This window comes from Gemmobacter sp. (assembly GCF_046292685.1).
In the GTDB taxonomy this organism is placed as follows: Bacteria; Pseudomonadota; Alphaproteobacteria; order Rhodobacterales; family Rhodobacteraceae; genus Wagnerdoeblera.
Map to the genome: position 1 here is coordinate 1 of NZ_JBKBQM010000020.1, position 20625 is coordinate 20625.

The 20625-nt window shown below is 70.0% G+C and carries 19 protein-coding genes, 1 tRNA gene, 3 pseudogenes and 1 riboswitch; of the genes and pseudogenes, 18 read left to right on the forward strand and 5 right to left on the reverse strand.

The features are described 5' to 3' along the window. Together ACK4S2_RS07535 and mobA are read right to left on the reverse strand one after the other, a co-directional pair. Window positions 1–214 (reverse strand): annotated as a pseudogene (locus tag ACK4S2_RS07535) (molybdopterin molybdenumtransferase MoeA); the annotation flags it as partial. Beyond that, a complete protein-coding gene (gene mobA / locus ACK4S2_RS07540; protein ID WP_409622384.1) occupies window positions 211–801 on the reverse strand; it encodes a molybdenum cofactor guanylyltransferase MobA in 591 nt (196 codons plus the stop codon). The pseudogene ACK4S2_RS07535 and the gene mobA, both read right to left, overlap by 4 nt. A 142-nt stretch (window positions 802–943) precedes the next feature. Here mobA and ACK4S2_RS07545 point away from each other — a divergent pair, with 142 nt between their 5' ends. Beyond that, window positions 944–1435: a DUF2478 domain-containing protein gene (locus ACK4S2_RS07545; protein WP_409622387.1), complete on the forward strand. Its 492-nt coding sequence runs from the start codon at window positions 944–946 to the stop codon at window positions 1433–1435. 50 nt (window positions 1436–1485) lie between these two features. Here the strand turns inward: ACK4S2_RS07545 and ACK4S2_RS07550 are convergent, their stop codons facing one another. Genes ACK4S2_RS07550 through ACK4S2_RS07560 form a run of 3 tightly spaced genes read right to left on the reverse strand, consistent with a single transcriptional unit; the run spans window position 1486 to window position 4543 of the window. Continuing rightward, on the reverse strand, window positions 1486–2523 hold the full coding sequence (locus ACK4S2_RS07550; protein ID WP_409622390.1) for an ABC transporter substrate-binding protein: 1038 nt from the start codon (window positions 2521–2523) through the stop codon (window positions 1486–1488). Next, a complete protein-coding gene (locus ACK4S2_RS07555; protein WP_409622393.1) occupies window positions 2493–3881 on the reverse strand; it encodes a sensor histidine kinase N-terminal domain-containing protein in 1389 nt (462 codons plus the stop codon). The genes ACK4S2_RS07550 and ACK4S2_RS07555 overlap by 31 nt, the downstream gene beginning before the upstream one ends. Next, a complete protein-coding gene (locus ACK4S2_RS07560; RefSeq protein ID WP_409622396.1) occupies window positions 3878–4543 on the reverse strand; it encodes a response regulator transcription factor in 666 nt (221 codons plus the stop codon). The genes ACK4S2_RS07555 and ACK4S2_RS07560 overlap by 4 nt, the downstream gene beginning before the upstream one ends. A 116-nt stretch (window positions 4544–4659) precedes the next feature. On the opposite strand from ACK4S2_RS07560, the gene ACK4S2_RS07565 reads away from it, so the two are divergent. The 17 genes and pseudogenes from ACK4S2_RS07565 to ACK4S2_RS07645 form a co-directional block, all read left to right on the forward strand. Beyond that, window positions 4660–5613 (forward strand): Bug family tripartite tricarboxylate transporter substrate binding protein, encoded by a 954-nt coding sequence (locus ACK4S2_RS07565; protein WP_409622399.1) that lies wholly within the window; start codon window positions 4660–4662, stop codon window positions 5611–5613. Further along, the gene (locus ACK4S2_RS07570; RefSeq protein ID WP_409622402.1) at window positions 5610–6053 is read left to right on the forward strand and encodes a tripartite tricarboxylate transporter TctB family protein; all 444 of its coding nucleotides are present in this window, start codon (window positions 5610–5612) and stop codon (window positions 6051–6053) included. The genes ACK4S2_RS07565 and ACK4S2_RS07570 overlap by 4 nt, the downstream gene beginning before the upstream one ends. Before the next feature lie 10 nt (window positions 6054–6063). Then, window positions 6064–7590 (forward strand): tripartite tricarboxylate transporter permease, encoded by a 1527-nt coding sequence (locus tag ACK4S2_RS07575; protein WP_409622405.1) that lies wholly within the window; start codon window positions 6064–6066, stop codon window positions 7588–7590. Window position 7591: 1 nt separating this feature from the next. After that, entirely contained in the window at window positions 7592–8950 is a 1359-nt protein-coding gene (locus tag ACK4S2_RS07580; RefSeq protein ID WP_409622408.1) for an acyclic terpene utilization AtuA family protein, read from the forward strand. Further along, window positions 8947–9246: a DUF4387 family protein gene (locus ACK4S2_RS07585; RefSeq protein WP_409622411.1), complete on the forward strand. Its 300-nt coding sequence runs from the start codon at window positions 8947–8949 to the stop codon at window positions 9244–9246. Before ACK4S2_RS07580 ends, ACK4S2_RS07585 begins: the two co-directional genes overlap by 4 nt. Before the next feature lie 38 nt (window positions 9247–9284). Continuing rightward, window positions 9285–9485: riboswitch (cobalamin riboswitch) on the forward strand. A gap of 145 nt (window positions 9486–9630) precedes the next feature. Then, the gene (locus ACK4S2_RS07590) at window positions 9631–11487 is read left to right on the forward strand and encodes a TonB-dependent receptor plug domain-containing protein (protein ID WP_409622414.1); all 1857 of its coding nucleotides are present in this window, start codon (window positions 9631–9633) and stop codon (window positions 11485–11487) included. A gap of 1 nt (window position 11488) precedes the next feature. Beyond that, window positions 11489–12367: an ABC transporter substrate-binding protein gene (locus tag ACK4S2_RS07595; protein ID WP_409622417.1), complete on the forward strand. Its 879-nt coding sequence runs from the start codon at window positions 11489–11491 to the stop codon at window positions 12365–12367. Then, window positions 12364–13344 carry a FecCD family ABC transporter permease gene (locus ACK4S2_RS07600; protein WP_409622420.1) on the forward strand — a complete coding sequence of 327 codons (981 nt, stop codon included), beginning with the start codon at window positions 12364–12366 and terminating at the stop codon, window positions 13342–13344. The genes ACK4S2_RS07595 and ACK4S2_RS07600 overlap by 4 nt, the downstream gene beginning before the upstream one ends. Continuing rightward, window positions 13341–14090: an ABC transporter ATP-binding protein gene (locus ACK4S2_RS07605; RefSeq protein ID WP_409622423.1), complete on the forward strand. Its 750-nt coding sequence runs from the start codon at window positions 13341–13343 to the stop codon at window positions 14088–14090. The genes ACK4S2_RS07600 and ACK4S2_RS07605 overlap by 4 nt, the downstream gene beginning before the upstream one ends. Further along, window positions 14087–14758: an adenosylcobinamide amidohydrolase gene (locus ACK4S2_RS07610; RefSeq protein ID WP_409622426.1), complete on the forward strand. Its 672-nt coding sequence runs from the start codon at window positions 14087–14089 to the stop codon at window positions 14756–14758. The genes ACK4S2_RS07605 and ACK4S2_RS07610 overlap by 4 nt, the downstream gene beginning before the upstream one ends. Beyond that, window positions 14751–15557, forward strand: a complete 807-nt coding sequence (locus ACK4S2_RS07615; protein ID WP_409622429.1) for a cobalamin-binding protein — start codon at window positions 14751–14753, stop codon at window positions 15555–15557. Before ACK4S2_RS07610 ends, ACK4S2_RS07615 begins: the two co-directional genes overlap by 8 nt. A 75-nt stretch (window positions 15558–15632) precedes the next feature. Beyond that, window positions 15633–16811, forward strand: a complete 1179-nt coding sequence (locus ACK4S2_RS07620; RefSeq protein ID WP_409622432.1) for an RsmB/NOP family class I SAM-dependent RNA methyltransferase — start codon at window positions 15633–15635, stop codon at window positions 16809–16811. Window positions 16812–16947: 136 nt separating this feature from the next. After that, entirely contained in the window at window positions 16948–17688 is a 741-nt protein-coding gene (locus ACK4S2_RS07625) for a PAS domain-containing protein (RefSeq protein ID WP_409622526.1), read from the forward strand. Window positions 17689–17858: 170 nt separating this feature from the next. Then, window positions 17859–18008, forward strand: coding sequence for a hypothetical protein (locus ACK4S2_RS07630; RefSeq protein ID WP_409622435.1), 150 nt, complete (start codon window positions 17859–17861; stop codon window positions 18006–18008). A gap of 28 nt (window positions 18009–18036) precedes the next feature. Continuing rightward, window positions 18037–18121, forward strand: a tRNA-Leu gene (locus ACK4S2_RS07635). 434 nt (window positions 18122–18555) lie between these two features. After that, a pseudogene (locus tag ACK4S2_RS07640) lies at window positions 18556–19098 on the forward strand (hypothetical protein); the annotation flags it as partial. A gap of 20 nt (window positions 19099–19118) precedes the next feature. Next, window positions 19119–20624: pseudogene (locus tag ACK4S2_RS07645) on the forward strand (ATP-binding protein); the annotation flags it as partial. Window position 20625: the final 1 nt, after the last annotated feature.

Here is a 20625-nt window from a genome sequence, read left to right on the forward strand (position 1 = left end):
CCGCCGGCCAGGCGAACCCGATGTCGATGCCCAGCAGCGTGCGACCGGGCAAGGCCAGCAGCGCCTGCAGCGCGCCCTGCGCCGCAGCGCGGGTCGGCAGGTTGACCGGCGGGCGCGCGCCATCGCCGGCCAGCCCCAGCCAGATGGAATCCTTGCCGCGTTTCGGGCCGCGGGCCGAAGACCAGTCGAGCATGGCGACGCGATCGACCTTCATGGGCGGGCCGCGGCCAGCAGCGCCTCGGCGCGGGCGAGGTCTTCGGGGGTGTTGATGTTGAAGAACGGGTCCACCCCGGCTGCATCGCGCGGGAACGCCACCACCGCCGCGCCGTGGCCTGCCGCCCAGGCCTGCACCCGGCGCAACCCGGCGCCCAGGTGCGCGCGCAGGTCGTTGCGAAAGGCCACCGGCCAGAGCGCGCAGACCGGGTGCACCTGCAACGGGTCGCCCGAGGCCGCCATCGCCAGCCCGCCCGCCTTGGCCAGGCGCGCGACCAGATCGGCCGGCAGGAACGGCGTGTCGGCTGCCACCGTGACCAGCCGGTCCGCCCCGAGCGTCGCCGCCCAGTCCATGCCGGCCAGCACCCCCGCCAGAGGCCCGGGTTGCCCCGGCACGTTGTCGGCCAGCACCGGCAGCCCGAGGCTGGCCAGCTCCGCGCCCCCGTTCACCGCCAGCGCCGCCACCTGCGGTGCCAGCCGGCCGATGGCATGGGCGATCAGCGGTTGCCCGGCCAGCCGCCGCAATCCCTTGTCGCCGCCGCCCATGCGGGTCGCGCGGCCGCCGTTCAGCACCAGCCCGACGATCATCCGGCCTCCTTGCGGCCGTGCCGCGTATTGCACCCTCGACTTGTGTTCTTGCGCAGGGGCGGGCTTGCCGCAACCCCTCTGTCCCCCTTCCGGCGCGCAAGGCGGCGGTCTATACCCGGCAGGTGCTGCGAGGGAGGGCGGGATGCTGGGCGTATTGGCGGCGACGGCCCGCGGGGCGGGCGAGCCGATCCTGTCGGAGGTGACCCGGGCCTTGCAGGCGCGCGGCTTGCGCGTGGTGGGGGCGCTGCAGGAACCCGCCGATCCTTCGGGCGAGATGCGGCTGCGGCTTTTGCCGGCGGGCGAGGTGGTGGGGATCAGTCAGCGGCTGGGGGCAGGGGCCAGCAGGTGCCGGCTGGACCCCGACGGGCTCGAAAGGGCCGTGGCCGCCGGGCTGGCGCGGCTGGCGGCCGAGGGCGCCGATGTGGTGATCGTCAACAAGTTCGGCAAGCAGGAGGCCGAAGGCCGCGGCTTTCGCACCCTGATCGCCGAGGCGCTGGCGGCGGGCATCCCGGTGCTGACCTCGGTTGCCCCGGAACAGTCCGATGCCTTTGCGCGGTTTGCCGAAGGTCTGGCCGAACCCGTGCCATCGCAAACCGAGGCGGCCCTGGCCTGGTGCCTGAACGCGGCCACCTGAGCGGCCGGCGCATCGCGGCCCGGGGCGCAGGGCCGAGCCCGGGGCGGCCGTCACGGCTGCACGAGGGCGGCGTTCCACTCCTCCAGGAACTGGCGGCGCATCATGCGGTCCTGCGGTGCCAGCAGGCCCGGGTCCAGCCGGATCGGGCGCAGGTGCGTGGCGCGGGCAAAGGCCGACGGGTCCACCGGCGGCAGGCGGGCGGCCTGGGCAAACAGCTGCCGCCCCTCGGCCGACAGCAGAAAGCGCAGGAACTCGGCCCCCAGTGCCGGGGCGGGCGCCTGCACCGGCACCAGCGCGCTGCGCAGCAGCATCAGCGTGAAATCCTCGGGCTCCACCGTCAGCAAGGCTTCGCTGCCGGCCAGACCGCCGGCGGCGTAGCTGCCCAGCACGTTGTGCGCAACCAGCAGCCTCCCGGCGACCAGATCGGCCAGCATGTCCGAAGTGCAGCAATAAAGCCGCGCATCCAGCCGGCCCATCACCTCGGCCAGGCGCCAGAAGGCATCGGACTGCCGCGCCTCCTGCGTGGCGAACAGGAACCCCGCGCCCGAGGTTTTCGGATCGTAGGTGCCGATCCGGCCGCGGAAACGGTCGGGATGTTCGCGCAGCAATGTCACCAGATCGCGCCGGGTGCGCGGCAAGGGCAGGCCGCCGGCCAGCGCATCGCGGTGCAGCACCAGCACCACGGGTTCCTGCGCCACCGCGAACACCTGATCGCGCCAGAAGGCCCAGGGCGGCAGGCCGGCCGCCGCACCCGCGCCGGGCACGGCCCGGGCCAGCCCGTCGTTGGCCAGCTTCATCTGCAGATCCATCGCCGAGGAGATCACGAGGTCGTAAGGCGCGGCTTCCTCGGCCACGGCACGGTAGACCTCGTTGCTGGACGTCACGGTATAGCGCAGCGCCAGACCGGGGCTGCGGGCCAGGAACCCTTCGATCAGCGGGCGGAACACGGCTGTGTCGGTGGTGGACAGCACCGATACGACCCGGGCCGTGCCCGCGGGGCCGAAGCGGTGGTCCTCCTCGATGTCGAAGGCGGCGGCGGGCAACGCCGCCAGCAGCATCATCCCCAGGGCAACAAGAGCGTGGCGCATGCGCCGCCTCCTTCGCGGTCGGTCAGGTGAAAGGCGCCGCCGGTGGCCGCTGCGACCTCGGCCACGATGGTCAGCCCGAGGCCCGAGCCGACGATACCGGCCACCCCCGGCCCGCGCTGGAACCGGGCGATCAGCGCGGCGGGATCGGCGCCTTGCAGCCCCGGGCCGCGGTCCAGCACGGCGATGCTGGCCATCGGGCCGGCGGCCGACAGCCGCACCGTCACGCGGCTGTCGCCGGGCGAATACTTCAGCGCGTTGTCCAGCAGGTTGCGCAGCGCCGCCTCGATCAGCACGGCATCGCCGCGGGTGGCAAAGGGCGCGGGCGCCCGGTCCTCGAGCGCAAGCGCGATGTCGCGCAGGTCGGCCGTGGGGCGAAACCGCTCGACCTGCGCCTGCACCAGCGCGCGCAGGTCCACCGGCGTGGCCGCCTGCTGATCGGCGCGGTAGAGCACCGTGGCATGGTCCAGCAGCTGCCCGGCCGAACGCGCGCTTTCGTCTACGGCGCGGATCATGCCGTGCAGCCGGCCGCGCAAGGCATCGTCCGGCGCAAGGCGCATGGCCACGTCGGCCTCTGACCGCAAGGTGGCCAGCGGGGTGCGGATGTGATGCGCGGCTTCGGCCAGAAAGGTCTCGGTCTGGTCCAGCGTGAACTTGAGCCGGGCGATCAGGCCGTTCAGCGCCTCCATCAGCGGCGCAAGCTCTTGCGGGGCGGGGTGGCGTACCGGGCGCAGGTCGCGCGGGCCCCGCGCGGCGACGGCGCCGGCCAATGCCTCGATCGGGCGCAGCACCCGGCCGGCCGCCAGCAGCGACAAGGGCACCGCCACCAGAAAGATCGCAAGCCCCACCGCCGCGGCCCGGTTGGCAAGCGCCGAGGCGATGGCCGCCTGCCCGTCGCGCGTCTGGCCCAGCACGACCAGAACCGGCGTGGCGCGGCCTTCGATCATCAGGCTGCGCCCCACGGCGGCCAGGCGCAGGCGCGCATCGCGGTAAGGTGCCGCGTAAAAGGCCGGGGTCGGTTCCGACCGCAACGCCGGCGGCAAGGGCAGATCGTCGTATCCCGTGACCGTCTGGCCCCCGATCAGCACGCGGTAGAACAGCCGTTCGTCCCCCGTGGCCGCCAGCATGGAAAAGGTGCCCGGGTCGATATTGGCCTCGGCCCCGCCTTCGACGGGGCGCAGGCCCTCGGCCATGGCCAGCGTGGCGGCCCCGAGGATGGCGTCCAGCGTGGCCTCGGAGGCGCGTTCGGAACTGGTGCGCACCGCCACATACAGCGCCAGCGCCGCCACGGCCGCCAGCGCCAGCAGCTGCATCACCAGCCGGCGGCGCAGCGAAGGGGCAGGGCGGCGCGGCCTTTTCATCCGCCGGTCAGCCGGTAGCCGAGGCCATGCACGGTTTCGATCCGCGCCGCCGACCCGGCCAGCTTCTTGCGCAGCCGCGCCACATAGACCTCGATCGCGTTATCGCTGACCGGCTCGGCATAGGAAAACAGCCGGTCGTTCAACTGATCCTTGCTAAGCACCCGTCCGGGCGCGGACAGGAACACCTCGAACAGGCGCAACTCGCGGCTGCGCAACTCGCGCAGCTCGCCGGCCACGGTCACCGCGGCGGCCTGGGGGTCGAACACAAGGTCGGCATAGCGGCGCAGGTTGGCCGCCGCCCCGCCGCGGCGGCGCAGCACCGCACGCACCCGGGCCTCGAGTTCGGCAAAATCGAAAGGCTTGGTCACATAGTCGTCCGCGCCCATGTCCAGCGTGCCGACTCGGTCCGACACCGCCGAACGCGCCGTCATCACGATCACCGGGGTATCGGCGCCAAGCGCGCGCTGGCGCGCCAGGAACGCGCGCCCGTCGCCATCGGGCAGGGTGATGTCGAGCAGGATGAGGTCGTAGGCCGCCCCTGCCAGGCAATCGGCCGCGCTGGCAAGGCTGGCGGCATGATCGACTGCATGGCCATCGAGCGCCAGCCGGTCGAGCACCGACCGGGCCAGATCCGCATTGTCTTCGATCAGCAGGATGCGCACGTGCCGCTTTTCCGGGCTGTGACAGGTTTGTGTCAGGTTTCCCCCCGAATCCTGCCGCTTGCAAGGGGAACGCAGGTCGAATCGCGGCCCCGGCGAATGGAAACGGGAGGAAACCCATGAAAAAGCTTGCCCTGTCGCTGGTTGCGACGTTCCTGATGTCCGGTTCGGTGATGGCCGCCGAATGCATCGCCCCCGCCAACCCCGGCGGCGGCTGGGATTTCACCTGCCGCCAGATCGGCCGCATCCTGCAGGAAATCGGGGTCGAGAAAGACCTGGTGCAGGTGACCAACATGGCCGGCGCCGGCGGCGGCGTGGCCTTTACCCATGTCGTCAGCGAACGCGGCAAGGATGAAAACCTGATCGTTGCCGCCTCGTCGGCGACCACCACCCGGCTTGCGCAAAACGCCTATGCTGGCATGACGGCGGATCAGGTGCGCTGGCTGGGCACCATCGGCGGCGATCCGGGCGTGATCGTGGTGGCCAAGGACAGCCCGTTCAAGACCATCAACGACCTGATCGACGCCGTGAAGGCCGACCCGGGCAAGGTGGTGTTCGCCGGCGGCTCGGCGGTGGGCGGCTTCGACCACCTGAAGGTGCTGATGCTGCTGTCGCGCGCGGGCTTTAACGATGCGCGCAAGGTCAAGTATATCGGCCTCGACGGCGGCGCCGATGCGATCACCCAGACGGTGGGCGGCTTTGCCCAGGCGATGACCGGCGACATTTCCGAAATCCAGGGCTTCCTGCGGTCGGGCGATGTGCGCGCGCTGGCGGTGCTGTCGGAAAACCGGGTCGCCGGCTTCGACGACATCCCGACCGCGAAGGAACAGGGCGTCGACCTGGTGGCGATGAACTGGCGCGGGCTTTACGTGCCCAAGGGCATTTCCGACGCGGCCTTCGACCGCTGGGCCGAGGCGCTGAAGAAGGTGGCCGAATCCGACCAGTGGAAACAGGTTATGGCCGACAACGGCCTTGCCCCCTATACCCTGATCGGCGCCGAGTTCGAGGCCTGGGTGGCGGCCAACATCGCCGAAATCCAGGCGATCTCCAAAGAGATCGGCATCATCCAATGATCCGGGGGGACCGCATTCTGGGCGCGGTCCTGATGGTGCTGGCGCTGGGGTATCTCCTCAGCGCCGCGACCATCCAGACCAGCTTCATTTCCGACCCCGTGGGGCCGAGGATCTTTCCCTACATCATCGGGTCCGTGGTGCTGCTGTGTGCGCTGTTTCTGGTGGTGAAGCCCGATCCCGAGGTCGAATGGCCCGGGCCGGGTATGGCGCTGAAGATGCTGCTCGCGCTGGTGGTGCTGGTGGCCTATGCCCAGACGGTCCGCCCGCTGGGCTTCATCCTGCCCACGATCGTCGCCTCGGGTGTGCTGAGCTACCTCATCTCGCCCCGGGCGGTGCCGGCGGCGCTGGCCGGGCTGGGGCTGGGCCTGGGGCTTTATGGCCTGTTCAAGCTGGTGCTGGGGCTGGGGCTGCATCCCTGGCCGAACGCCTTCGGCGGTTGAGGAGACGGTGATGGACGTGCTTTCCAACCTGGCGCTGGGTTTTTCGGTGGCGCTGTCGCCCTGGACCCTGTTCCTTGCGGTCGTCGGCTGCTTTGTCGGCACCATCATCGGCGCGCTGCCGGGCCTGGGCCCGTCGAACGGGGTGGCGCTGCTGATTCCGATTTCGTTTTCGATGGGGCTCGATGCCATGTCGGCGCTGGTGCTGCTGACATCGGTTTACTACGGCGCCATGTATGGCGGGCGGATCAGCTCGATCCTGCTCAACATCCCGGGCGACGAGCCGGCCATGATGACCACGCTGGACGGCTACCCGATGGCGCGGCAAGGCAAGGCGGTGGATGCGCTGGTGATTTCGGGCTTTGCGTCGTTCTGTGGCGCGCTGCTGGCCACCATCGGGCTGATGTTCCTGGCGCCGCTGCTGGCGCGGGTGGCGTTCCACTTCGGCCCGGCCGAATACTTTGCGCTGTACATGCTGGCTTTCTGCACCCTGGGCGGTGTCGGCAGCAAGAACCAGGCCAAGGCGGCGCTGGCCGCGGCCATCGGGCTGGCGATTGCCATGGTCGGGCTGGACAAGACCACCGGCATGCCGCGCTTTACCTTTGGCGAATTGCACCTGATGGACGGGGTCGATTTCCTGGTGGCCATCGTCGGGCTGTTCGCGGTGTCGGAAATCTTCCTGTTCCTCGAATCGCACGGCAAGGACAGCGCCATCGGCGTGAGGCTGGGCCGGATCGCGGTGAACTGGAAAATGCTGTGGTCCACCCGCTGGGCGATGGCGCGCGGCACGGGCATCGGCTTTGTGGCCGGGATCCTGCCGGGGGCGGGGGCATCGCTGGGCAGCTTCCTGGCCTACATGGCCGAAAAGGCCGGTTCGCGCGACAAGGACACCTTCGGCAAGGGCAATCCGCGCGGCGTGGCCGCACCCGAGGCGGGCAACAACGCCGCCGCCGGGGGGGCGCTGATCCCGATGCTGACGCTGGGCGTGCCCGGTTCGGGGACCACGGCCGTTCTGCTGGCGCTGCTGCTGACGCTGAACATCACGCCGGGGCCGCTGCTGTTTGCCGAAAAGCCCGATATCGTCTGGGGGCTGATCGCATCGCTGCTGATCGCCAACATCGTGCTGCTGGTGATGAACGTGCCGCTGGTCAAGGTGTTCGTGCGCATCCTGTCGGTGCCGTCCTGGGTGCTGTTGCCGGGGGTAACGATGGTGGCCTTCGTCGGCATCTTCTCTCTCACCGGGTCCAGCTTCGACATGCTGATGATGGTGGGCTTCGGGGTGATGGGCTATGTCTTCCGCAAGCTCGACATCCCGACGGTGCCGGTGATCCTGGGCATCCTGCTGGGCAACGCGATGGAAGACAACCTGCGCCGCGCGATGGTGATTTCGGACGGCGACTGGACCTTCCTGTTTTCGTCGCCGATCTCGGTGGGGCTGTGGATCTTTGCGGTGGCGGGCTTCGTTGCACCGCTGTTCCTGCGCCGGTTCCTGAAAAAGCCGCCGCTGCCTGCCGCCGACCCGATTGCCGAAAGGGACTGACATGCCGACCCGCGTTCTGGTGCCCTCGGGCGTTCTGGGCCTTGGCTTCGACCGGGCGGCCCTGGCGCGCGGGGTGGCGCTGCGCCCCGACATCATTGCCATCGACGGAGGGTCCACCGACAGTGGGCCCTTCAGCCTGGGGGCGGGGGTGTCGAAATATTCCCGCGCCGCGACCAGATCGGAATGGCGCGCCCTGATGCTGGCGCGGGCCGAGGCCGGCGTGCCGCTGGTGATCGGCACCGCCGGCACCTGCGGCACCGATTCCACCGTGGACTGGATGTTCCAGATCACCGCCGAGCTTGCCGCCGAACTGGGGCAGCGCCTGCGCGTGGCACGGCTTTATTCCAGCCAGCCGGCCGAACGGGTGGCGGCGGCGCTGGCGGCAGGCCGGGTGCATCCGCTGGTGCCGGCGCCCGAAATCTCGGCCGACCGGCTGCGCGGCCTGTCCAACATCGTGGCACTGGCCGGGGCAGAACAGATGCAGGCCGCGCTGGCCACCGGCGCCGATATCGTCATTGCCGGGCGCACCACCGATACCGCCACCATCGCGGCCTTGCCGCTGGCGCGCGGCGACCACGCCGGCGCGGCCTGGCATGGCGCCAAGATTGCCGAATGCGGGGCCCTGTGTTCGACCAACCCCACCTCGGGCGTGATCGTCGTGGATTTCGACTCCACCGGCTTTACGGTCGAGGCGATGGCCGAAACCGCGCTGTGCACGCCCCATTCGGTGTCGGCGCACATGCTTTACGAAAACTCCGATCCGTTCCAGCTTTATGAACCCGGCGGATACCTGGACGTGCGCGGCGCGCGCTATACCGCGCTGGATGCCCGGCGCGTGCGGGTCGAAGGCTCGGTCTGGGTGCCCGGGCGCTACACGGTCAAGCTGGAAGGCGCGGCGGTGGCGGGATATCAGACCACGATCCTCGCGGTGCTGCGAAACGCGCATTATGTCCAAAACGCAAGGGCTTGGGTTCAGAAGTTGACCCGTTTTCTCAAGTCCGAGATCGCGCGGCGCATGGGGCTGGACGAGGCGGCCTACAGCCTCGATTTCCGCCTGATCGGGGTGGATGCGGCGCTGGGCCCGCTGGAAAACAAGTCGGGCCACCCCGCAGAGGTCGGCGTCCTGGGCATCGTGACCGCGGCCGATCAGGCGACGGCGGCGGAAATCGGCAAGCTCATCAACCCCTTCGTGCTGCACTATCCTCTGACCGAGGGCGAGGAGCTGCCGACCTTTGCCTTCCCCTATTCGCCGGCCACCACCGACCGCGGCGCGCTTTACGAATTCGCGCTGAACCACGTGATGGAGTTGGACGACCCGATGTCGGCCTTTCGCATCGAGGTGACGGAGGTGGGCGCATGAGACCCTTGGGCGAACAGGTGGTCAAGGTGCGGTCCAAGAATGCCGGGCCGTTCTGGGTGACCATCGACATCTTCTGCGGCGATGCGCAAACCTTTGCCCGCGTTGCGCAGGCGCTGGACACCGGCCGGGTGGCGCAGCTTTACGACACGCCGGTTCAGGTCGTGAAAAGGTTCGATATCCCGGACCTTTGCGTCATCAAGTTCAGCCTGCCGCGCCCGGTGGTGCAAGGCAGCCGCGAAGACCGCGACATGCACGGCGCGCAATGGGCCGCGCTGCTGGAGGAGCTGCCGGTCTGATCCGGCGCTGTCGGCTCTTGACACGCGCGCCGACTGCCCTATGCAGAAGGCACTTCGGTTCCGCGCAGGGGGAAACCCCGGCCGGATGAAAAGGGAACGCGGTTGAAATCCGCGGCTGCCCCCGCAACTGTGTGCGGCGAGCGACGGCCACAAGACGCCACTGGTGCCCCGGCACCGGGAAGGCCGGCCTGAGCAACGACCCGCAAGCCAGGAGACCTGCCGAGGTGATCACCTGTCCACCGCGCGAGGGGCGCGGAGGGCGGCGGACTTTCCGCTCATGGTGACGCAAAGCACCGTCGGCGGGGGGCCATGGCTTCTCCCGTGACATGTCGTCAACTGCTGCCGGGGCGCCTCGCCCTGCGCGGCCGCTTCAGGATGGGGCCCATGCGGCTTTCTGGTATTTCGCTTCTTGCACTTGCGCTTGCAGCGCTTCCTGCACGTGCCGAGGTCATCGACCTCGAAGACATCGTGGTTTCGGCCAACCGGCTGGAAACCGAGGCCCGGCGCACCGGCGCCTCGGTCTCGGTGGTGACGGCCGAGGATCTGGCCGCGACCGGCGCGACCACCCTGGTCGAGGCGCTGGACCGCCTGCCGGGCGTCAGCTTCAGCCAGCAGGGGCCGGTGGGCAACGGCGCCAACCTACGCATCCGCGGCGCCGACCGGCGCTATATCGCCGTGTTCGTGGACGGCATCCGCGTGACCGACCCCACGCAGACCGAAACCGCCTTCGATTTCGGCGCCTTGCTGACAGCCGATATCGGGCGGGTTGAAATCCTGCGCGGGTCGCAATCGGCGCTGTGGGGCGGCTCGGCGGTGGGCGGGGTGGTCAACATCACCACCCGCGCCGCGATGCGCGACGGTTTCGCCCAGGAGGTGGAGCTGGAGGCCGGAACCTGGGGCACCGTCAAGGGGCGCTATACCCTGACGCATCGCACCGCGCGCAGCGAAACCGCGCTGAGCTTTGCGCATCTGAAGACCGACGGGTTTTCCGCCGCCGCCGCCGGCACCGAACGCGACGGGGCCGAAATCAGCCGGCTGAGCTTTTCCACCCGCCATCAGGTGACCGACACGCTGGCCATCGGCGCCTCGGCCTTTCATCAGAAGACGCGGCAGGATTACGACGGTTTCGTCGGCTGGGCGGTGGGCGATGCGGCCAACACCCAGCGACGGACCGAAACCGGCGCCCGCCTGTTTGCCGAATGGCAGGCGGGGCGCACCACGCATGTCTTCGATGCAACGCGTTATCGCGTGAACCGGTTGATGGACGAAGCCGGCACGCTGAGCCGCTTTACCGGGCTGCGCAGCACCTTCGGCTGGCAGGCCACGACCGAGGTGTCCGAACGCTTCACCCTGGTTTACGGCGCCGATACCATGCTGGAAACCGCGCGCTACACCGCCTTGCCGACCGGGCAGGAGAAAACGCGCATCTCCGGCGTCTTCGCGCAAGGTCTGTGGCGCCCCTCTGACCGGCTGGATGTGTCGGGCACCCTGCGGCGCGACCGAAATTCGCAGTTCGGCGGCTTTACCACCGGGCGGCTGGCGGTGGCCTTCCAGCTGGACGGCTCGACCACCTTGCGCGCGGCGGCGGCGACCGGGTTCCGCGCGCCTTCGATCGACGAGCGGTTCGGGAACTACCCCGGGTCGTTCTTCGTGGGCAACCCGGCGCTGACGCCCGAGAAAAGCCGCAGTCTGGAACTGGGGCTCGAGCGGCGCTTCGACGGCGGCGCCATGGTGGGCGTGACGCTGTTTGCGCTGGATATCGACAACCTCATCACCTATCTGCCGTGCCCGGGCTGGCCGTGTCCGGCCGGCACGGTCAACACCATGACCAACCTGCCCGGCGCCTCGAAGCGCCGCGGGGTGGAGCTGGAGGCGCAGGTGCCGCTGTCGGACCGGCTGACCCTGGCGGCCGCCTATACCTATACCGAGGCGCGCCGCCCGAACGGCGCCCGGCTGGGGCTGGTGCCGCGGCATGACCTGGGCCTGACGCTGGATGCCCGGCTGGGCGAGGCGACGCGGCTTTCGGTCGGGCTCAAGCATGCTGCGGGCCGGCTGAACGACTTTGCCTTTGCAGCCATGCCCGATTATACGGTGGTGAATGCCGGCCTGACGCAGGATCTGGGGTCGGGGACCGAAGCCTGGGTGAAGGTGAACAACATCTTCGACCGTCGCTATCAGCTTTCCGATGGCTATGCCGCGCCGGGCAGGTCGGTGATGGTCGGCCTGCGCAAGAGCTTCTGACATGCGGGGCCGGCGCGGCAGGGCACAAGTCCGGGGGGCGGCGCTGGCGGCCTGCCTGGCGCTGGGCACCTGGACTGCGGCGCCGGCCGCCCCGGCGCGGGTGGTCAGCGTGAACCTGTGCACCGATCAGCTGGCGATGCTGCTGGCAGCGCCTGGGCAGCTGGTTTCGGTGTCGCATCTGGCCACGGACCCGCGGTCTTCGGTGATGGTCGATCAGGCGGGCGCCTACCCGGCCAACCGCGGCGGCGCCGAGGAGGTGTTCCTGATGCGCCCCGATCTGGTGCTGGCCGGCACCTACACCGCGCGCGCCACGGTGGACCTGTTGCGGCGGCTGGGTGTGCCGGTGGTCGAGCTGCCGCCGGCCAGTCGTCTCGCCGATGTGGGCGCGCAGCTGCGCATCGTCGGCGCCGCCCTGGGCCGGGACGCGCAGGCCGAGGCGATGGCGACCGGGTTCGAGGCCGCTTTGGCCGCCTTGCGGATCGAAAGCGATGTGCCGGTCAGCGCCGCGCTGTATTACCCCAACGGCTATACCACCGGCGCGGGCACGCTGGCCGACGACATCCTGTCGGCCACGGGCTTTGTCAATGTCGGCGCTGCGGCGGGGGTCACCGGCGGGGGCATCCTGCCGCTGGAGCGGCTGGTGATGGCAGCGCCGGATCTGGTGGTCACCTCGGCGCCCTATCCGGGGGCCTCGCGGTCGGAGGAGCTGCTGGTGCATCCGGCGCTGGCGGCCGTGCGGGGGGCGGCGGCGGTGGCGCGGGTGTCGGATGCCGAGTGGGTGTGCGGCCTGCCGCAGGTGCTGCGCGCGGTGGCCGGCATGGCCGAGGCGCAACAGGCGATCCGGGCGGCCGTGGACGTGACGCGCGGGGCGGGCCCATGAGGCTGCTGGTCGCGCTGGCGGTGCTGGTGGCGGTGCTGTTCGCGGCCTCGCTGCTGGTCGGGCCGGCCGCGCTGGGCTTGGGCGAATCGCTGCGGGCGCTGGTGACCGGGCAAGGCGATGCCGTGGTGCTGGTGATGCGCGAAATCCGTCTGCCCCGCGCGCTGCTGGGGCTGATGGTGGGGGCGGCGCTGGGCCTGGCCGGGGCGGCGCTGCAAGGCTATTTGCGCAACCCGCTGGCCGAGCCGGGGTTGATCGGCGTGTCGCCGGCTGCGGCGCTGGGGGCGGTGCTGGCCTTGCAGACCGGGGCGGCGGCGGCCTTTGCGCTGGCGCTGCCGCTGGCGGCCCTGGCCGGGGCGGGGCTGGCGGTGGCGCTGCTGTTCCTGCTGGCCGGCCCGCGGGGCGGGGCGCTGGCGCTGATCCTGGCCGGGGTGGCGTTGTCGGCGCTGGCGGGGGCGCTGGTGTCGCTGGTGCTGAACCTGTCGCCCAACCCCTTTGCCGCGATGGAGATCGTGTTCTGGATGATGGGGTCGCTGGCCGACCGTTCGATGCAGCATGTGGCGCTGGCCGCGCCGTTCCTCGTGGCCGGGGCGCTGGCGCTGTCGGGGGCGGGCCGCGGGCTCGATGCGCTGACGCTGGGCGAGGATGCGGCCGCGGCGCTGGGGGTGTCGTTGCCGCGGCTGCGCGCGCAGGTGGTGCTGGGGGTGGCGGCGCTGGTCGGGGCGTCCACCGCGGTGGCGGGTGCCGTGGGCTTTGTCGGGTTGGTGGTGCCGCATCTGTTGCGTCCGCTGGTGGGGGCGCGGCCTTCGGCGCTGTTGCCGGCGGCGGCGCTGGGCGGGGCGGCGGTGGTGCTGGCGGCCGATATCGCCACCCGGGTCATTGCGCCCGACCGCGACCTGAAGCTGGGCGTTCTGACCGCCATCGTCGGGGCGCCGTTCTTTTTCCGGCTGATCTGGTCGATGCGGCGGGGGCTGGAATGACGCTGCTTGCGCTCGATGCGCTGACGGTGCGCCGCGGGGCCTGCCCGGTGGTCGATGGCGTGTCGCTATCGGTCGCGGCGGGCGAGTTCGTGGGGCTGATCGGCCCGAACGGGGCAGGCAAGACCACGCTCATGCGCGCGGCGCTGGGCCTGTTGCCGCACGAGGGGCGCTCCAGCCTGTCGGCCTTGCCGGCGGCGCAGCGGGCGCGGGCGGCGGCCTTTCTGCCGCAATCGCGCGAGGTGGCCTGGCCGGTTTCGGTGGAAACGCTGGTGGCGCTGGGCCGGGTGCCGCATGGCGCCCGCCTGCGCGACGGCGACCGGGCCGCGGTGGACCGGGCGTTGGCGCACATGGGCCTGCAGGCGCACCGGGCGCGCGATGCCCTGGGCCTGTCGGGGGGCGAACTCGCGCGGGTGCTGATCGCGCGGGTTCTGGCGCAGGAGACCCCGCTGGTGCTGGCCGACGAGCCGGTGGCCGGCCTCGACCCCGAAAGCCAGATCCGCACGATGCAGCTCTTTGCCGATCTGGCGCGCGCGGGGCGGGGGGTGGTGGCCTCGGTGCACGATCTGGGCCTTGCGGCCCGGTCCTGCACGCGCCTTGTGCTGATGGCGGGTGGCCGGGTGGTGGCCGACGGTCCGCCGATGGCGGTGCTGACGCCGGCGAACCTGCGCGAGGTTTTCGGCATCCGGGCCCATGTCGCCGAAGCGGAAGGCGGCCCCGTGGTGGTGCCGCTGGCGGTAACGCGATGATTGCCGTGACGCTGGATCACCCCTGGCTGGACGTGCGCCTGCCGCGGCCGATGCGCGCGCTCGGCTGGGCGCCCTATGGCGCCGGGCTGACCATGACCGACCGCGTGCTGTGGCGCGAGGTGCGCAACGCCGACCTGAGCCTCGATTTCGACGTGGACGCCTGGTTTGCCGCCGAAATGGCGCAGCGGGCGCCGGGCGGGGTGGGGCTCTTGACCTCGCGCGATGTGCGCGGCTGGCGCCATGCCGCGGCCGAGGTCGAGGGCCTGCGGGCCGAGGCGGTGGCGACCGTGGGCCTGAGCAATGCCGAGACGGTCGGCCGCCGGCTGCCCTGGCATCCGGCCGATTACGGCACCATCAACCTGCTGGTCGTCGTGGACGCCGGCTTGACCGAGGCCGCACAGCTGGAGGCGATGACCATCGCCGTGCAGGCGCGCACTGCCGCGGTGATGGCCGCCGGGATGGCGCTGGCCACCGGCACCGCCACCGGCACCGGCACCGATTGCGTGGTGCTGGCCTGCGATGCCGGCCCCTTGCGCCATGCCGGCCTGCACACCGCCCTGGGCGAGGCCGTGGGTGCTGCCGCACGCGCCGCCGTGGCCGCCGGTGTCGCCGACTGGCAGGCCTGGGCCGCGGCCGAGCGCGCGCGAAGGGCGGCGCCCGATGGCTGACCGCATCGTCTGCCTGACCGAGGAAACGGTCGAAACCCTGTATCTGCTGGGGCAGCAGGCGCGAATCGTCGGTGTGACCGGCTATGCCGTGCGCCCGGCGCGGGTGCGGCGCGAAAAGCCGCGGGTCGGCGCCTTTACCAGTGCCGATGTGCCGAAGATCCTGAGCCTCTCGCCCGATCTGGTGCTGACCTTCAGCGACCTGCAGGCCGACATCGCGGCCGAGCTGATCCGCGCCGGCGTGGCCGTGCATGCCTTCAACCAGCGCGATGTGGCCGGGATATTGCGCATGATCCGCACCCTTGGCGCGCTGACCGGCGCCCTGCCGCGTGCAGAGGCGCTGGCGGCGGGCTATGAGGCGCGCATCGCCGCCTTGCGCGCCAGCGCCCCCGCGCACCGCCCCCGGGTCTGGATCGAGGAATGGGACGATCCGCTGATTTCCGGCATCGGCTGGGTGTCGGAACTGGTGGGCATCGCCGGCGGGCAGGATGTGTTTGCCGATCTTGCCGCCGCCCCGGCCGCGCGCGACCGGATCGTCGCGCCCGAGGCGGTGCTGGCGCGGGCGCCCGAGGTGATCGTGGCCTCCTGGTGCGGCAAGAAGGTGGTGCCTGCGCGCATTGCCGCGCGCCCCGGATGGGAGGACATGCCGGCGGTGCGCGCAGGGCGGATTCACGAGGTGAAGTCGCCGCTGATTCTGGCCCCCGGTCCTGCGGCGCTGACCGAAGGGCTGGATGCGCTGGTGGCGATCCTGCGGCCGGGCTGGCAGGACGCGGCCGGATCGGCTATGCCCCCGGCGTGGTGACGGCGGCAAGGGCCGGGGGACGCCCCCCGGACCCCCGGCGTCACCGTCACGACCGGCAACAGGCGGAGGCGCAAGGTGACACCGGGGGCACGGGTGGCGGCGGCGATCGGGGTGCTCGACCGGGTGCTGGCCGGCGAGGCGGCAGAAAAGGCGCTGGTCAACTGGGCGCGGGGCAACCGCTATGCCGGGTCGGGCGACCGGGCCGCGGTGCGCGACCATGTGTTCGATGCCTTGCGGCGGTTGCGGTCTTGCGCAGCGCTGGGCGGGGGCATGACGGGGCGCGGGCTGATGCTGGGCCTGATCCGCGCGCAAGGCGGCGATGTTGCGGCGCTGTTTTCCGGGGCAGGGCACGCGCCGCCCCCTGTCGGGCCGGAGGAGACCCCGCGCCCGATGACGCCCGCCGAGGCGCTGGATTGCCCCGACTGGCTGGAGGCGCCCTTGCGTGCGGCGCTGGGCCCCGATTTCGCGCAGGTGATGCAGTCGATGCAGACCCGTGCCCCGGTGTTCCTGCGCGTCAATCTGCTGCGCAGTGATGTGGCGGCGGCGCAGGCGGCGCTGGCCGCCGAAGGCATCGTCGCCCGGCCGCATCCTCTGGCCACGACCGCGCTGGAGGTGACCGACGGGGCACGCAAGGTTGCCAGCAGCGCGCCTTACCGTGACGGCCGGGTGGAGTTGCAGGATGCCGCTTCGCAGGCGGTGGTCGAGGCCTTGCCGCTGACCGATGGCATGCAGGTGCTGGATGCCTGCGCCGGCGGCGGCGGCAAGACGCTGGCGATGGCGGCGCGTGCCAGGGTGACCCTGACGGCCGCCGATGCCGACCCGCGACGGATGGCCGACCTGCCTGCGCGGGCGGCGCGTGCGGGGGTGCGGGTCCGGCTGGCGGGGGCCGGCGCGACCGGGCATTTCGATCTGGTGCTGGCGGACGCGCCCTGTTCCGGTTCGGGGGCCTGGCGCCGCCAGCCCGAAGCGCGCTGGCGTCTGGATGCGGCGCGGCTGGCCGACCTGACGGCGTTGCAGGACGCGGTGCTGGATGCCGCGGCCGGCCGCGTGGCCCCGGGCGGCTGGCTGGCCTATGCGACCTGTTCGCTGTTGCCGGCGGAAAACGCCGACCGCGTCGCGGCCTTTCTGGCCCGAAACGACGGGTTCCGTCTGGTGCGGCAGCTTCGGCTGACGCCCCTGGACGGGGGCGACGGGTTTTTTCTGGCCTTGATGCAATCGAAGGCTGAAGGCACCATGCCCTTAATCCGCGGTTAAGGGTTTGTGCTGCCAATAGGGGCAGGCGATTCCGTGGAATGGAGGTTGCGTGTCCCTGGTTGCGCCCTTGTCCGGCTCTTTCGGTGCCGGCCTTGCCCGTGTGCAGGCCCGGCGCCTTCCGGTTTTGGGGTTGGCGGTGCTCCTGGCGGGGGCGGGGGTGCTTGTGCCGGCAGGTTGGGCGCGGCTGCTCGTGTGGTCGGTGGCCGCTACGTTGGCCTTTTCGCTGGTTTTCCTGGCCCTGACGGCGCGCCTGCAGGATCTGCGCCGCCGCCACGCCGCCGCGCGCCTGCACCTTGTGGTGGCCGAGGATGCGGCACCCTGCTTTGCCTCGGACGAAGCAGGTCAGGTGCTTTACCGCAACAAGGCGGCCGACCAGCGTTTCGGCCGCGGGCCGGGGCAAACGCTGGCCGCCACGTTGGGCGACATGTTCGCACATCCCTCGGCGGTTCTTTACCGGCTGCAAAGCCGCGCCGCCAATCTGGGCTTCGCGCGCGAGGATGTGGCGACCCGGCGCGGGCAGGTGCGCCTGTCGGTGCATCGCAGCGCGCCGGGGCATTTCCTGTGGCGGCTCGAGGAGTTCGCCGAGCGTGGCAGCCAGGGGCGCGGCGCCGACGGGGTGAGCCTGCCGATGCTGGTGGCCGGGCGGACGGGGGCGGTGCTGTTCGCCAACGAGGCGATGCGCCGCCTGCTGGGCCACCGCCCGCGCGCACTGGACCGGGTGTTTACCGACCTGCCGTTGCGCTCGGGGGCCACCGTCACGCTGGCAGGGGCCGACGGCCCGGTGCAGGCCGTGGTGGTCGAGATCGACAGCGCCGCCGAGCGGCGCGAAATCTATCTTTTGACCGAGAGGGGTACGAGATTGTCGGCATCCTGTTGATCGTTATGGCCGCGTCTCTCTGGATCGAAGAGTACATAAGGAACAAGGGTAAGTGAATGACAGTCCGTGAGCTATGGAATTGGTACATCGACCTGCCAATCGGCTGGTGGTTTCTGCTCAACGCGGTGGTCTTACTGACCATCGCCTTCCTGATCCCGAGGAGGTAACCGATGAACGACGAGCTTTGGGAAGGGGTACGGAAGGAGCTGGAAGCCTACGAGATGCGCTGTAAGGAAGCAGCTGAGAAACGCAACGCAGCACTGGTTTACATCGGTGTGGCCGCGTTCTTTCTGACCTGCTACCTGCTTGCGTGGGGCTGAGAGTTGCCTTAGTAGGTCCGCAAGGTACGCGGGTGTGGCGGAATTGGCAGACGCACTTGGTTTAGGTCCAAGCGCCGCAAGGCGTGGGGGTTCAAGTCCCTCCACCCGCACCAGATCAGGTTCTACCTGAGGAAGATAGGGGATTTTTGTTGCGGGAGTTGTTGCGGAAGGTGCCGATGTTGCGGCAACAGAAGCAGACAACCTCAATGAAAACAAAGGGTTAGAAACGGGCGGTCAGATTTAGGTTCCACCGCGAAACCCTTGCCTCCCCGCATAGATACACACCGACACTGAAAAAGCTGGCGTTTCTGCGTTGGCTTTTTCTTTTCCCCACACCTATGCCAACTGGCATCAGATACTGCTGCGCCGCAACAGTTGTTGCGGGAGCTGTTGCGGGAGGGGCTGGGGAAAAAGGTTCCACCATCACTGACGCGGCAACTGCCGCAACAAAATCGAGAGGATATGCGCTATGGAAATCACCCTTCGTCGTGACCGTGAGGAGCTGGTCGCAACCTATGGCGAGGAGCTGCTGGCTCTGGAGCTGGAGATGGAAGACCGCATGGTCACCCTTGGCCGGGATCAAATCCGCCGCCAGATCGCCCGCGCCCGTGAGCTGGGCAACGAGAGCGGCACCAGCTACGGCAAGGCACTGGTCGCCCGGTCTATCGACGAGCTGTCGCAGGCCATCATCCGGTTCATCGACAAGGCCAAGAACGGTGGGGCAGGGCGGCGTCACATCGCAGTCAAGTACCTCGAGCAGGTTGACCCTGACGTGGCGGCGTTCATCGCCCTGCGTATGGTGGTTGACAGCCTGACCGGGAAGAAGCTGATGATGCAGTCCGTGGCTGTGGTGATCGGCAAGCGTCTCGAGGACGAGGCCCGGTTCGCTGAATTCAAGGACACCGATGCCCGCATGTACAACCGTGCGCTGGACAAGGCGAAGAAGGGGACCACCTACCACCGCAAGAAGGCCACCATGTCTGGCTACCAGCGCCGCTTCGGTGAAGACTGGCAGAGCTGGCCCGAGCAGGACATGCTGCACGTGGGCATGTGCCTGATCGACATGATCGTGCAGACCGGACTGGTCGAGGTGGGTGAGCAGATCAACACCCGGGCAGCGCCTTGCCGGGGGCCTCGTCCCTCGACGGGGTGGAGGATCTGCCGGTCGCGCTGGCACGGCTTTCGCCGCAAGGCGCGGTGCTGGGCGCGAACCGTGCCGCGCGCGAGCTGCTGCGCCTCGCCCCCGATGAAACGGTCAATGCTTCCGATCTGGTCGAGGGCCTGGGCCGCTCGGTCCGCGACTGGATCGGCGATGTGGCGGCGGGGCGCCTTCCCGGCAAGCCCGAGGTGTTGCGGCTGAGCCGCGCCGAGGAGGAAGCCTTCGTCCAGATCAGCCTGCGCAGCCTCGGCCCCTCGCCGCAGGACGGGTTGATTGCGGTGATCTCGGACGCGACAGCGATGAAGACGCTGGAAGCCCAGTTCGTGCAAAGCCAGAAGATGCACGCGATCGGTCAGCTTGCCGGTGGCGTCGCCCATGATTTCAACAACCTGCTCACCGCGATTTCGGGCCATTGCGACCTGCTGCTGCTGCGCCACGATACCACCGACCCCGATTACGGCGACCTTGCGCAGATCCATCAGAACGCCAACCGCGCCGCCGCACTGGTCGGGCAATTGCTGGCCTTCTCGCGCAAGCAGACGCTGAAACCCGAGCAGGTGCAGGTGGCCGAGGTGCTGGCCGACGTCACACATCTGCTCAAGCGTCTGGTCGGCGAACGGATCCGCCTTGCGATGCACGCCGCCGACGGGATCGGCCCGATCCGGGCCGACAAGCGGCAACTGGAACAGGTGCTGATGAACCTTGTGGTGAACGCCCGCGATGCCATGCCCGGCGGCGGCACCATCCGCATCGAGGCGGTGCCCTGCCGGCTGGATCAGCCCCTCAGCCGCAACCGCGCCACCGTGCCGGCCGGCGATTACGTCTTGATTCGCGTGGCCGACGACGGCACCGGGATTGCGCCCGAAGTGCTGGACAAGGTGTTCGAGCCCTTCTTCACCACCAAGCGGCCGGGCGAAGGCACCGGCCTTGGGCTGTCTACCGCCTATGGCATCGTCAAGCAGTCGGGCGGGTTCATCTTTGTCGACAGCGTGCCGGGGCAGGGCACCGAGTTCCTGCTCTACTTCCCGGTGCATCAGGGCGACGAGGCGCCGCCGCCTGCGCGCCGCCCGCCGCGACCCGCCACGCGGGCCGGGCATGGCGTCGTGCTGCTGGTGGAGGACGAGGCTCCGGTGCGTGCCTTTGCCGCCCGCGCCTTGCGCCTGCGTGGCTATACCGTGATCGAGGCCGACAGCGCCGAGGCCGCGCTCGACCTTCTGGCCGATCCCGGGGTGGCGGTGGATGTCTTCGTGACGGATGTCATCATGCCGGGGCTCGACGGGCCGACCTGGGTGCGCGAGGCGTTGAAGGGGCGACCGGGCGTGCGTGTCGTTTTCGTTTCGGGCTATGCCGAAGACAGCTTTGCCGATGTTCAGGCCGCCATCCCGAACTCGGTGTTCCTGCCCAAGCCCTTCTCGCTCGACGATCTGACCCGGACGGTGCAGGATCAGCTGCACTGAC

Excerpts from the sequence above, each read along its gene's own strand:
- mobA (WP_409622384.1), bottom strand. The coding sequence starts at position 801 with ATGATCGTCGGGCTGGTGCTGAACGGCGGCCGCGCGACCCGCATGGGC.
- ACK4S2_RS07545 (WP_409622387.1), top strand. The coding sequence starts at position 944 with ATGCTGGGCGTATTGGCGGCGACGGCCCGCGGGGCGGGCGAGCCGATC.
- ACK4S2_RS07550 (WP_409622390.1), bottom strand. The coding sequence starts at position 2,523 with ATGCGCCACGCTCTTGTTGCCCTGGGGATGATGCTGCTGGCGGCGTTG.
- ACK4S2_RS07555 (WP_409622393.1), bottom strand. The coding sequence starts at position 3,881 with ATGAAAAGGCCGCGCCGCCCTGCCCCTTCGCTGCGCCGCCGGCTGGTG.
- ACK4S2_RS07565 (WP_409622399.1), top strand. The coding sequence starts at position 4,660 with ATGAAAAAGCTTGCCCTGTCGCTGGTTGCGACGTTCCTGATGTCCGGT.
- ACK4S2_RS07570 (WP_409622402.1), top strand. The coding sequence starts at position 5,610 with ATGATCCGGGGGGACCGCATTCTGGGCGCGGTCCTGATGGTGCTGGCG.
- ACK4S2_RS07575 (WP_409622405.1), top strand. The coding sequence starts at position 6,064 with ATGGACGTGCTTTCCAACCTGGCGCTGGGTTTTTCGGTGGCGCTGTCG.
- ACK4S2_RS07580 (WP_409622408.1), top strand. The coding sequence starts at position 7,592 with ATGCCGACCCGCGTTCTGGTGCCCTCGGGCGTTCTGGGCCTTGGCTTC.
- ACK4S2_RS07585 (WP_409622411.1), top strand. The coding sequence starts at position 8,947 with ATGAGACCCTTGGGCGAACAGGTGGTCAAGGTGCGGTCCAAGAATGCC.
- ACK4S2_RS07590 (WP_409622414.1), top strand. The coding sequence starts at position 9,631 with ATGCGGCTTTCTGGTATTTCGCTTCTTGCACTTGCGCTTGCAGCGCTT.
- ACK4S2_RS07595 (WP_409622417.1), top strand. The coding sequence starts at position 11,489 with ATGCGGGGCCGGCGCGGCAGGGCACAAGTCCGGGGGGCGGCGCTGGCG.
- ACK4S2_RS07600 (WP_409622420.1), top strand. The coding sequence starts at position 12,364 with ATGAGGCTGCTGGTCGCGCTGGCGGTGCTGGTGGCGGTGCTGTTCGCG.
- ACK4S2_RS07605 (WP_409622423.1), top strand. The coding sequence starts at position 13,341 with ATGACGCTGCTTGCGCTCGATGCGCTGACGGTGCGCCGCGGGGCCTGC.
- ACK4S2_RS07610 (WP_409622426.1), top strand. The coding sequence starts at position 14,087 with ATGATTGCCGTGACGCTGGATCACCCCTGGCTGGACGTGCGCCTGCCG.
- ACK4S2_RS07615 (WP_409622429.1), top strand. The coding sequence starts at position 14,751 with ATGGCTGACCGCATCGTCTGCCTGACCGAGGAAACGGTCGAAACCCTG.
- ACK4S2_RS07630 (WP_409622435.1), top strand. The coding sequence starts at position 17,859 with ATGAACGACGAGCTTTGGGAAGGGGTACGGAAGGAGCTGGAAGCCTAC.